This is a genomic window from Paenibacillus sp. CAA11 (genome assembly GCF_003060825.1).
Lineage (GTDB): Bacteria > Bacillota > Bacilli > Paenibacillales > Paenibacillaceae > Fontibacillus.
In genome coordinates, this window is record NZ_CP028922.1 from 2,089,321 (window position 1) to 2,101,770 (window position 12,450).

The window sequence follows — 12,450 nt, forward strand, 5'->3', positions numbered from 1 at the left end:
AAAAAAAAAAGAGGACAGCTGCTGGCTGTCCTCTTTGATATGATATGATGATGATTCTACAACTTGGTCAGCTGCCTTCCTGCTGTAAGGGAAGCCTTACCCAGAAGGTGCTGCCGGAGCCGGGTTTACTGTCAACGCCGATCCGTCCTTTGTGGGCTTGAACAATAGACTGGCTTATGGAGAGTCCAAGACCCGCTCCGCCCTGTCTGCGTGTTCGAGAGCTATCGCTTCGGTAGAAGCGCTCGAAGATATGCTGAGCATGGTCTTCTGAAATTCCAGGACCATTGTCACGCACTGTGAGGAAGGCTTCATGGTCCACTGTGACGAGAGACAGTTGGATCAAGCCCTCTTTCGGATCCGTATGCTGGATCGCATTGCTGAATAAATTCAGAATTACCTGTTTGATCTGGTCCGGGTCATAGTTCCCCATCAGCCCTGCCGTTAAGTCAAAACGCACGGTGCGTTCTCCTGCAAGCATTCTTAAATGAGGCTCCATTTCCAGAATAAGCGCGTCAAGCCGGCCTCGGGACAATTGCAGCTGGGGAGCCCGGTCTAACTTGGCCAGAAGCAGCAGGTCTTCAACGAGCTTCTTGATTCGGGTGGATTCCCCATGCATGCTGTTCAGCGCAGTGTACAGCTGATCACGATTATCGGCAGCTCCTCGAAGCAGTACTTCAAGAAACCCGTGTATTGAGGTCAAGGGTGTGCGAAGCTCATGGGAAGCATCAGCAATGAAACGCCGCATTTGCTCCTTGGCCTCTCTCTCGGCCTCAAAAGAATGCTCCAGTCTCTCAAGCATCCCGTTGAATGAAACGGCCAGACGCTCTATTTCCTCCTGACCAAGCTTATCTGGAACTCGCTCGGCCAGGCTGCCCGCATCTGTTTGTTCAACGGCTTGGATCATCCTGTTCAGAGGAACCAATGTTCTGCGAAGTACGGGCAGATAGAGCGCAAGACCGCCAGCCATAGCCAGCAGGGAGAGGACGAGGAAAATCAGCAGCTGCTGCATGGCAATGTCACGAAGAGGCGCGGTCTTATATCCCATTTGCAGCAGAGTCCCATTTATACTGTCCGGTCCTCCTGCTGGTTTGAAGATGACAAGCTGTTCGTCACCTTGATCGTCGATGACAAGTCTGTATTTTACCTTATCGCGTTGTGGAAGTTCTCCCTTAATCTTGTTATACTCCGCCGAAGATAAGACAGGGGAACCGATGCTGTTCTCCTCATTAAGCTCAGTGTACTTATTCTCCGCACTCACTGTGCCTAAGGAAGTGTCAGGGAACAGCAGAAAAGGAGCTTTAGGAGCGGACTGACCGGTGCTGTCCGTTCCGCTATCACTACTCATGTTGTTTCTCCAGCTATGCCATGGCAGAAGATCACGCGGGAGAGATCTAAGCTGTGCTTCCATACTTTCAGCTTTATTCTGATAGAGAAAATTTTTCATTAGCACATACTGCAGTGCGCCAATCAGCAGCAGCAGCGCTGCAAGTATGAAGAGAGAGCGGGCAAGCAGCTTGGACTTCAAGGAGTGTGGTAACAACGTCTTAAGTCTGCTCAGCAATGACTTGCGTTTCATGGTAGGTCTACCCGGTAGCCCGCTCCTCGAAGCGTTCGGATTAAGCGATGATCCTTATCTTTCAGCTTATCTCGAAGCGAACGGATATACACCTCAACGATATTTTCTTCCCCGCCAAAATCATATCCCCACACCTTGTCCAAAATCATAGTCTTGCTGAGCACAAGGCCATGATTAAGAACGAGAAACCTGAGCAGCTCATATTCAGTAGGAGATAGCTCCATTACAGTATCCTGGTACTGGATTTCTTTGCGCCGGTCGTCGATCCGGAATGGCCCAAGCACAACCTCCCCGAACAGGCTTGGGAACTGATTGCGGAGCCTTGCTTGAATTCTTGCCAGCAGCTCTTCAAAGCTGAATGGCTTAACAACATAGTCATCAGCCCCCAAAGTAAGACCTTTCACCCGATCTTCAACTTCATCTTTAGCCGTCAGCATAATTACTGCAACGTTGTTGCCGCTTTTCTTCAGCATTCGGCATACTTCAAACCCGTCGATTCCCGGCATCATTACATCCAATATGACGACATGGGGCTGGAATTCGTTCGCTATATTTACGGCGTTCATCCCGTCAGGAGCTGTACGCACTTCAAAACCTTCATTGACCAGACCTAGTTCAAGAAATTGAAGAATATGCGGCTCATCATCCACCAGAAGAAGTTTAATCCCATTTACGATTTTCATGTTAGTACCACCCACTCCAGTATGTTCAAATGTGATTTGCGATTATTCCTTATGAAATAGATTATCTGCCGCCTAGCTGAACGTTAGCTGAACGGCGGCTGAGACCATGCTGAATTTATAAGAAGGGATAGGGCCTTTCAGCAAACATTCAGCTTACGCTCATGGTGTCTTCAGGCAGCAACTTCACAATGTAAACAAGCCAAAGGTAATCGTAACGCAAGGACGTTATGAAGTAAATTATAAAGTATATGGGAGTGGAAAGAGCCTATGAAAACAAAGTGGATCAAGCGTATTGACGTCCCTCTCGTCGCAGTTATGCTGCTGACGGCCTTTTTGAACGGGTACAACATTTGGACGGAAAAATACGTAAATACCTATTACACATCAGCGGTAGCGAGCATGCTGCAGAGCTTTCACAATTTCTTCTTCGGTACCCTGGATTCAGGAGGGTTCGTTACAGTAGATAAGCCGCCAGTCACCTTCTGGATTCAGACGCTATTTGCCTGGATCTTCGGACTGCATGGCTGGAGTGTGATTCTGCCACAGTCGCTGGCCGGAGTGGGGTCCGTACTGCTGATTTATTTACTGATTAGGCCGAGCTTCGGCAAGACAGCGGCCCGGCTTGCTGCACTGGCTATGGCTTTAACGCCGGTAGCTGTAGCTATAGCCCGCACGAACAACATTGATAGTATGTTGGTGTTTACCCTGCTGCTCGCAACATGGCTTCTCTTCCGAGGTGTTAGACAGCAGAAGATTTGGAGCACGATTGGCGCTTTTGCCATGATCGGGATTGCTTTTAATATGAAAATGCTTCAAGCCTATATGATCCTTCCGGCTTTCTTCGTGTTCTACTGGCTGGCATCCAAGCTGAATTGGAAGAGAAAGGCTGCCAATCTGGTTGCTTCAACAGTGGTATGTGCCTTGATCTCCGTATCTTGGGCTGTGATTGTTGATTCTATTCCAAAGGATCAGCGACCTTATATCGGCAGCAGCGAGAACAACTCCGTGCTGGAACTGGCTTTTGGATATAATGGCGTCTCACGTTTGACTGGTAATCAAGGGGGCGGGGGAGGAGCTCCTGGCGGCTCTTTTGAAAGACCCGAAGGAGGCATGAATGGCCAGATGCCACCAGACGCACCTGGGGACAATTCCACATCCGGCAGTACTTCTGGGCAAGCTCCAGCTTCGGTTCCAAACGGACAACCATCTATGATGAACGGCGACAATAACGATGCAAATACGCCGGTTGGCGGACCCAATAGACAAATAGATATGAACTCAGATACATCCAGTGGTAACGGATTTACGGGCATGGACAGAGACCGCGGCGGTTTTGCAGGCGGACCCGGTGGAAATGGCGGGGGAGGCGGAGGTGCGTTTAATACAGGCACCAAAGGGCCGCTTCGACTCTTCCAATCCTCTCTCTCTGGACAGGCGAGCTGGCTGCTGCCTTTCGCGCTGATCGGTTGTGTAGGGTTATACGCAAGTGTTAGGAGAAGAAATGTAACACAGAAGCACAAGGAAGCTCTCTTCTGGGTGTTGTGGCTGCTTCCTGTCGCGGGATTCTTCAGCGTAGCAGGCTTTTTCCATCAATATTACTTGATTATGTTAGCCCCTCCGATTGCGGCGCTGGTAGGAACGGGCTGGTCAGAGATGTTAGACAGGTTCAAGAACTGTAAGGGGTGGACTGCATGGCTGCTTCCGGCAGCAGTGCTTATTACAGCGGTATTTCAATGGTATATCGTACATCCGTATGACCAAGTGATCGGAGCGGGGTGGTCTATAGCGATTCTAGTGCTTGGAATTGCTGCAGCCTTGGCGCTGGTGGTGGTAAGGCAATTCAGAATAAATCTGGCTCGAATGACAGCTTTAGCAGCATTATTTATTCTTCTGATCGGGCCGCTCTACTGGGCGGCCACCCCAATTACCTACGGTCAGAACAGCATGATTCCGGCGGCAGGTCCTACAGAAGGCAATGGGTCTATGAGGGGGCCTGGCGGAGAGAACAGCAGTGTGGATGAGGAGCTTTATAGCTATTTGAAAGAACACAATACAGGTGAGAAATATCTGTTTGCGGCAACAGATTATACTACGGCAGCTCCTTATATTATTGAAAAAGGCGAGAAGGTCATCAGCCTTGGCGGGTTTAGCGGTAACGATCCTGTGCTGAGCGTGGAACGTCTGGAACAAATGGTGAACAGCGGGGAGCTGAAATATTTCCTCATTTCCGGCGGACGGGGCGGCAACAGCGAAGTTACAACCTGGATTCAGCAGCATGGCACAGAAATATCGAGCGATCAGTGGAAGGGTACCAGCACAGCCGCTGAAAACAGTAGCGACAACGACAATAAGGATAGCCGAGGTATGATGGACAGATTTGGCGGCAGTGCGACACTCTACGAACTTACGCCGGGTGAAGGAGGAGATACAGAATGAGTAGATCAGAGCAAACCCGCTACTCAATTATCATTCCAATGTATAACGAGGAAGCGGTCATCCAAGAAACCTACCGCCGGTTGAAGAAAGTAATGAACAGTACAGATGAGAATTATGAGCTGATCTTTATTAATGATGGAAGCTCAGACCGCAGTGCTGAGATTATTCAAGACTATGCAGAGTGGGATGAATCGGTCAAATTGATCGATTTCTCTCGCAACTTTGGCCATCAGATTGCAATAACGGCTGGGATGGACTATTCCTCCGGAGAGGCAGTCATCATTATTGATGCCGATTTGCAGGATCCTCCAGAACTGATTCTGTCTATGATTGATAAATGGCGTGAAGGATATGAGGTGGTTTACGCCAAACGGATTAAGCGCAATGGGGAGACCTGGTTCAAGAAATGGTCTGCAGGCGTATTTTACCGGATTCTCCGAGCATCCACAGAAATTCCGATTCCGGTGGATACCGGTGATTTCCGGCTGATGGACCGGAAGGTCTGTGATGAGATGAAGCGTCTTCCGGAGAATAACCGATTTGTCCGTGGGCTGGTCAGCTGGGTTGGCTTCCGTCAGACAGCGATTGAATATGAACGGGATGAGCGGCTTGCGGGCGAGACCAAATATCCACTGAAAAGAATGATCAAGCTGTGCCTGGATGGGATTACTTCCTTCTCCTATAAGCCGCTCAAGCTGGCAGGCTATGTAGGGGCTCTATTGTCTGGGGCGGGATTTCTTTACCTGCTGTATGTGATCTACTTGGCGCTGTTCACAGATTCCGTCACCAAAGGCTGGCCTTCCATGATTAGTTTGATGCTGATCTTTAACGGATTTGTACTATTGATGCTTGGTGTTCTAGGTGAATATGTAGGTAGAATCTATGACGAGACCAAAGGCAGACCTCTCTATATTGTAAGAAATACTTATGGAGGCCTTCAGGCAAGGGAGAAAGCCTCGGGCACAGGCAAGCAGCTGATCAACCATGATTAAGCGCTGGCTTCCTCTGATCCGGTTTGGCTTGGTGGGCGTGCTGAATACCGCTGTAGATTTTATTGTGTTCGCACTGCTCACATATGCTGGGCTGCCTTACTTGGCTGCTCAGTGTGTTGCTTACAGCTGCGGTATCGCCAATAGCTATATTGTCAATCGGAGCTGGACGTTTAAGGCGAAGTCCCAGAGAACGGGACGGGAATTAGCGAGCTTTGTGCTTGTTAACTTAGGGACGCTGGCCCTCGTTTCGGCTTTGCTTGCGGCACTTCATACTTATACAGACTGGCTATGTTGGTCTGTAAGCTGATAGCTACTCTAGCAGGAGTTCTGTTAAATTATGCAGGCAGCAGATACTGGGTTTTTAAATATACATCAATAAATAGGAGTGATTCGCCATGAAAATCAGAAAAGCTGTGATTCCGGCTGCGGGACTTGGAACGAGATTCCTACCAGCCACCAAAGCTCAGCCCAAAGAGATGCTTCCGATTGTCGACAAGCCGGCGATTCAGTATATTGTCGAAGAGGCGATTCACTCAGGAATCGAGAGTATTATTATTGTTACGGGACGCAACAAAAAGTCGATTGAGGATCACTTTGACAAGAACATGGAGCTTGAACAGCTGCTGCTTGAGAAAGGTAAAGTGAGCATGCTGAAGCAAATCCAGGAGATTAGTGGGGTGCCGGGAATCCATTTTATCCGTCAGAAGGAACCGCTTGGCTTGGGACATGCGATCTTGTGTGCTCAGCAATTTATCGGGAATGAGCCATTTGCGGTATTGCTTGGAGACGATATTATCGAATCGAAGGTTCCGGCCCTGCGTCAAATGATCGAGCTCCACGAACAGACCGGCAAGCAGGTGCTCGGTGTTAAGCCTGTTGCAGCTTCAGAAGTGGATAAGTACGGGATTGTGAATCCTGCGGAAAATGATGAGGAAATCTATCAGGTGAGGGGGTTGGTTGAGAAGCCTCCTGTCGGATCGGCCCCGTCCAATCTGGCCATTGTCGGAAGATATATATTAAGTCCCTCAATTTTCTCCATGCTTGAGCAGATTGACCGAGGAGCTGGCGGAGAATACCAGCTAACGGATGCTCTTCAGCTGATGAACGAAATAGAAAGTATGCTGGCGTTAGAGCTTGACGGCGAACGGTATGACATAGGTGATAAGCTCGGTTATTTAAAGGCCGTTCTTGAAATTGGACTGCGGCGGGAGGAGCTTAAGCCCCTGCTGGTTCCTTATTTGCACGAACTCGTTGGCCGTGAGAAGGCGGCACTATAAATAGAAGAAAAAAAGTACAGCCCTCATAATCTTCTTGCCGATTCTGAGGGCTGTGTTCTTTTGCAGATCAGGAGTCAAAATCCTGGTGTCCGAATTAAGAAATGGTCCCATGCTTGCCGCGTATGTTCGTCCAGTTCTTCTCTTGAAGCCTTTAACCTCTGCTCGGTTCCGCCATAGCCAATTTCGGTTTGTTCCTGCTCAATTCCTTGAATTACAGCGTCTGCGAAATCATCCAGCGGAGCGCCAAAAGTATGAAGTCCAGGACCGCCTAAGTCAGTATTGACAGCTGGAGGAAGGACTTCGATTAATTCGATAGAGGTGTCTTCCAGCTGGTGTCTTAAGCTGATTGTAAAAGAATGAAGTGCCGCTTTGGTGGCACTGTAGATCGGTACCCAGACGCCCGGAGTAAAGGCGAGTCCTGAGGATACGTTGATAATCGCCGCTGACGGCTTCGCCATCAGACTTGGGAGCAGGCGGAGTGTCAAATGAACGGGTGCCTCCAGGTTGCTGGTGATCTCTTGCTGATAATAGCTCCAAGGCTCCTTGGCATTCTTAACATTGACTCGCTGCTGGATTCCTGCGTTATTAACGAGAACATTAAGGTTGGGAAATTCAGCCGTAGCCCATTCTATAAGAGCTTCCCGATCGGATTCTGAGGACAGGTCACAGACCTTGGTGTGAAGGGATGGGATTTCAGACTTGGCTTCATTCAGCTTCGTTTCCCGTCTCCCGCAGATAATAACTTCATTACCTGCCGCAACAAACCGCTTAGCTAAGGCAAGGCCGATTCCTGAACCTCCGCCTGTTATAAGGATGGTATTGCCGGATAGTTTCATAAGTACGCCTCCCGTTACATGGCTTCGCTGTCTTATTCTGCACGCTCGTATAAAAGTTCATTCATCTAACCAAAATATACCCGTTACTTCCGCTTGTACATCATAGTGTGAAAGGGGAGAAGGGTTTGAATATTCAACGAGCACGAGAAATTGCTGCCTCGCCAGTTATGGCAGCTGTATTTTGCGATGGGATCGAAGTGTACATTCAGCATGTGGATGAGCAAAAATTAACCGCACGGGTATTCCCATTAGGCGAGACAGAGAACGAGCGTGAAGTCTCTTTGGATCAGCTGGAAGAAAACTTAAGTGCCTTCGAATAGGGGCGTTTTGATGGATTAGATGATAGAGTGGCTTTGCTTCTATTATATGGGCCAACAGGTAATTTATCAGTTCAGCCTGAAGGCGGATGAATTGTTTCATAGGCTGTCTGGTTAGTGAGCCTTTCCAAAAGGCGGAAAGAAAGTAGGGGCCGCTTAAAGCTTCTCTGAGCTTTAGCGGCCCTTGCAAGTTCGTTTACATATGAGTCTTTCCGGGAGGGCTATTTAAGTTGCAGGATTGGGCCTAAAGTAGTGACAGCTAAACCATTTTACTCCGGATTTACACTTTTACAAACTCGTGCGGTTTCCCTGAACGTGCTATAATTAGACATTGTGATCTCATTATAGATTTGGAAGTGAACGCAAATGAATAGATTTGTAAACTGGTTGTTAAAATCAAATGGGAAATATCGAGGTACACTTTTTTATATTGTTTTTGGTCTGCTTTTTATAAAGCTCGTTTTACTTCGGCATTTCTTATTTAATGATATTATGTGGGACAGGTTAGCTACGGATGGTCTAGCCATCCTCGTAATTATGTGTTTGATCGAGCTTATTGTTCCTTCAAGAGCTAAGGGACCCGTGATGTGGGGCTTTAATCTTGTATTTTCACTTATGCTGTTTGCCTCGACACTGTACTATGCCCATTTTGGCTCTGTCCCTACCTACACGGCTCTTCGAGAGTTGCATCAGGTACCTCAGATTAAGGGAAGTGTAGAGTCCTTGATTGAACCTGAGTACTTTTTATTCTTTATTGATCTTCTTGTGCTGGCGATTCTATGGGGCGTGACTCTTTCTAAGCCTAAATCGATGCGTCTTGGCCGCAGACCTGTATGGAAAATAGGTGTTGCGGCTGCGGGGGTAGTCTCCCTTATTTTGTCTGGGTGGTATATTCATAATGGCGGGAAAATTGAGAACGAAATCGTCCAAGCAGAGAATTTGGGATTTCTTGATTATCAGGTAGCTGCGGTTCTGAAGGAGAACCGGCAGAATGATGAAATTACCGATGGAAACTTGGGAAAGACGAAATCAGAGGTAAAGAAGCTGCAAGCTACATTTGCATATAAAGATGCTTCTTCTGGTAAGGGTAACCTTCAGTATTTTGGAGCAGCGAAGGGCAAGAATCTGATCATTATTCAGATGGAAGCTTTTCAGAATTTTCCGCTGCATCTATCACTTAACGGCCAAGAGTTGACCCCTGTGCTGAACAAGCTTGCGGCGGAGGGTTTGTATTTCCCTAATTTCTATCAACAGATCGGGCAAGGAAATACTTCGGATGCTGAATTTATGTCTAATACCTCCATTTATCCTACAGGCACTATTGCCATGTCAACAGGGTATGGAGATAGGGAACTTCCCAGTCTGCCGAGACTGCTGGAGAAGTATAATTACGAATCATCTACATTTCATGTGAATGATGTGAGTTTCTGGGATCGAAGCAAAATGTATCCCGCTTTGAACTTTACTCATTATTATGATAAGCCGAGTTACACGAACGACCATTTCAATGCTTTCGGAGCTTCGGATGAAGAGCTATACCGTGTGGGTGTTGAGAAGCTATCCGAGCTTCATAAGCAAAATAAGCCTTTTTATGCCCAGTTCGTAACGGCATCAAGCCATGCTCCCTTTAATGTTCCAAAGGACAGACAGCGGATCACTTTGCCGGACAGTCTACAAGGAACAGAGTTAGGGGACTATCTGACAGCTATTAACTATACGGATTATGCAATAGGTACTTTGGTTGAACGACTCAAGCAAAATGGAATGTGGGATGACACTGCACTTGTGGCTTATGGAGATCATTTTGGCATATTGCCTAAGCTTGCATCTGAAGAGTTTATCAGCTCCGAGCTCGGCATTAAGTATAATGACCAGGTTAGCAGGTATAACATTCCTTTACTTATTCACATTCCAGGACAATCTTCGGGTAAAGTGGTGGAGCGAGTAGGGGGGCAGCTTGATATTTTGCCTACCGTCGCTAATATTATGGGGGTATCCCTGGCTAAAGAGGGTTTCACAGCCTTCGGTCATGATTTATTAAATGTCGATCATAACATTTTTGGCATGCGCTATTACTTGCCGACAGGTTCTTTCTTTAACGATGATGTATTATTTGTTCCAGGCAAGGGATTTGATGACGGAACTGCGATTTCACTGAAAACATATGAGCCAGTTACTGATATCACAAAATATCGGGCGGACTATGACTATATTCTGAAGCTGATGAAGCTTTCTGATGCGTATGTCAAGCAGCTCCCTAAGCGGGGGCCGTAAACTTATAGAGAGTCACCTATTTGTGAGAATAGGGTGGCTCTTATTTTTTATTGGGTGCATTTACCGGTTGTAAGTGTATCAGTGGCGTGATATATTATAAATTCGGTCGCTTGATAAGACTCAGTGATTCGGTAAAACAGTCGGCTTGGAAAAAGATAACACTTGCTAACAAGTTAGGTAATGTGATATGATATAAAAGTTGACGCCGACGAGTTCGGTTGAGACGAAAGAACAGTTTGATCTTTGAAAACTGAACAACGAGTGAGATATAAATGAGAATTAACGGATGAATTTCAAGTCCATCTCGATTTGAAATTCGATCCTTTCTCGTCAGTTTCAAAATGAGTCATCAGCTTATTCAATACATTTTCGGATGGTTATTTTCTCGAAGCAATTCGGGTAAAGATGTCACCTCGGAAAAACCTTATTGGAGAGTTTGATCCTGGCTCAGGACGAACGCTGGCGGCGTGCCTAATACATGCAAGTCGAGCGGAGTTATTTAGAAGCTTGCTTCTAAATAACTTAGCGGCGGACGGGTGAGTAACACGTAGGCAACCTGCCTGTAAGACTGGGATAACTACCGGAAACGGTAGCTAATACCGGATACACAAGTTCCTCGCATGAGGGGTTTGGGAAAGACGGAGCAATCTGTCACTTACGGATGGGCCTGCGGCGCATTAGCTAGTTGGTGGGGTAACGGCTCACCAAGGCGACGATGCGTAGCCGACCTGAGAGGGTGAACGGCCACACTGGGACTGAGACACGGCCCAGACTCCTACGGGAGGCAGCAGTAGGGAATCTTCCGCAATGGACGAAAGTCTGACGGAGCAACGCCGCGTGAGTGATGAAGGTTTTCGGATCGTAAAGCTCTGTTGCCAGGGAAGAACGCTTGAGAGAGTAACTGCTCTTGAGGTGACGGTACCTGAGAAGAAAGCCCCGGCTAACTACGTGCCAGCAGCCGCGGTAATACGTAGGGGGCAAGCGTTGTCCGGAATTATTGGGCGTAAAGCGCGCGCAGGCGGCCATTTAAGTCTGGTGTTTAATCCTGGAGCTCAACTCCGGGTCGCACTGGAAACTGGGTGGCTTGAGTGCAGAAGAGGAGAGTGGAATTCCACGTGTAGCGGTGAAATGCGTAGAGATGTGGAGGAACACCAGTGGCGAAGGCGACTCTCTGGGCTGTAACTGACGCTGAGGCGCGAAAGCGTGGGGAGCAAACAGGATTAGATACCCTGGTAGTCCACGCCGTAAACGATGAATGCTAGGTGTTAGGGGTTTCGATACCCTTGGTGCCGAAGTTAACACATTAAGCATTCCGCCTGGGGAGTACGGTCGCAAGACTGAAACTCAAAGGAATTGACGGGGACCCGCACAAGCAGTGGAGTATGTGGTTTAATTCGAAGCAACGCGAAGAACCTTACCAGGTCTTGACATCCCTCTGACCGGTACAGAGATGTACCTTTCCTTTACGGACAGAGGAGACAGGTGGTGCATGGTTGTCGTCAGCTCGTGTCGTGAGATGTTGGGTTAAGTCCCGCAACGAGCGCAACCCTTAACTTTAGTTGCCAGCAGGTCAAGCTGGGCACTCTAGAGTGACTGCCGGTGACAAACCGGAGGAAGGTGGGGATGACGTCAAATCATCATGCCCCTTATGACCTGGGCTACACACGTACTACAATGGCCGGTACAACGGGAAGCGAAGGAGCGATCTGGAGCGAATCCTAGAAAAGCCGGTCTCAGTTCGGATTGCAGGCTGCAACTCGCCTGCATGAAGTCGGAATTGCTAGTAATCGCGGATCAGCATGCCGCGGTGAATACGTTCCCGGGTCTTGTACACACCGCCCGTCACACCACGAGAGTTTACAACACCCGAAGTCGGTGAGGTAACCCGCAAGGGGGCCAGCCGCCGAAGGTGGGGTAGACGATTGGGGTGAAGTCGTAACAAGGTAGCCGTATCGGAAGGTGCGGCTGGATCACCTCCTTTCTATGGAGAATCGTCTTCGGTGGTGAAGACATTCAAATATCGGTTAACCTGGAGTTAACCAAACCATCTCACTCGTTG

General features: G+C 48.2%; 9 protein-coding genes and 1 rRNA gene. 7 read left to right on the forward strand and 3 right to left on the reverse strand.

Features of this window, described 5'->3' with window-relative positions; translation table 11 throughout:
- Positions 1–67: 67 nt before the first annotated feature.
- Positions 68–1,576 (reverse strand): sensor histidine kinase, encoded by a 1,509-nt coding sequence (locus DCC85_RS09835; RefSeq protein WP_108465433.1) that lies wholly within the window; start codon positions 1,574–1,576, stop codon positions 68–70.
- Positions 1,573–2,259: a response regulator transcription factor gene (locus tag DCC85_RS09840; protein ID WP_108465434.1), complete on the reverse strand. Its 687-nt coding sequence runs from the start codon at positions 2,257–2,259 to the stop codon at positions 1,573–1,575. The genes DCC85_RS09835 and DCC85_RS09840 overlap by 4 nt, the downstream gene beginning before the upstream one ends.
- A gap of 267 nt (positions 2,260–2,526) precedes the next feature.
- Here DCC85_RS09840 and DCC85_RS09845 point away from each other — a divergent pair, with 267 nt between their 5' ends.
- The 4 genes from DCC85_RS09845 (at position 2,527) to galU (ending at position 6,964) form a co-directional block, all read left to right on the forward strand.
- A complete protein-coding gene (locus DCC85_RS09845; protein WP_108465435.1) occupies positions 2,527–4,695 on the forward strand; it encodes an ArnT family glycosyltransferase in 2,169 nt (722 codons plus the stop codon).
- Positions 4,692–5,687, forward strand: coding sequence for a glycosyltransferase family 2 protein (locus DCC85_RS09850; RefSeq protein ID WP_108465436.1), 996 nt, complete (start codon positions 4,692–4,694; stop codon positions 5,685–5,687). Before DCC85_RS09845 ends, DCC85_RS09850 begins: the two co-directional genes overlap by 4 nt.
- Complete coding sequence (locus DCC85_RS09855) at positions 5,680–5,994, forward strand: GtrA family protein (protein ID WP_325048410.1); 315 nt, start codon at positions 5,680–5,682, stop codon at positions 5,992–5,994. The genes DCC85_RS09850 and DCC85_RS09855 overlap by 8 nt, the downstream gene beginning before the upstream one ends.
- Positions 5,995–6,082: 88 nt before the next feature.
- On the forward strand, positions 6,083–6,964 hold the full coding sequence (gene galU, locus DCC85_RS09860; protein ID WP_108465437.1) for a UTP--glucose-1-phosphate uridylyltransferase GalU: 882 nt from the start codon (positions 6,083–6,085) through the stop codon (positions 6,962–6,964).
- Between the two features lie 74 nt (positions 6,965–7,038).
- On the opposite strand, the gene DCC85_RS09865 is transcribed toward galU, so the two are convergent.
- Entirely contained in the window at positions 7,039–7,800 is a 762-nt protein-coding gene (locus DCC85_RS09865) for an SDR family oxidoreductase (protein WP_108465438.1), read from the reverse strand.
- Positions 7,801–7,925: 125 nt separating this feature from the next.
- On the opposite strand from DCC85_RS09865, the gene DCC85_RS09870 reads away from it, so the two are divergent.
- The 3 genes from DCC85_RS09870 to DCC85_RS09880 all read left to right on the forward strand — a co-directional run bounded on the left by DCC85_RS09870 (position 7,926) and on the right by DCC85_RS09880 (position 12,372).
- Positions 7,926–8,120, forward strand: a complete 195-nt coding sequence (locus DCC85_RS09870) for an H-type small acid-soluble spore protein (RefSeq protein ID WP_108465439.1) — start codon at positions 7,926–7,928, stop codon at positions 8,118–8,120.
- A 489-nt stretch (positions 8,121–8,609) separates the two neighbouring features.
- Positions 8,610–10,391: an LTA synthase family protein gene (locus DCC85_RS09875; protein WP_234414405.1), complete on the forward strand. Its 1,782-nt coding sequence runs from the start codon at positions 8,610–8,612 to the stop codon at positions 10,389–10,391.
- Between the two features lie 424 nt (positions 10,392–10,815).
- A 16S ribosomal RNA gene (locus DCC85_RS09880) occupies positions 10,816–12,372 on the forward strand.
- Positions 12,373–12,450 lie beyond the last annotated feature (78 nt).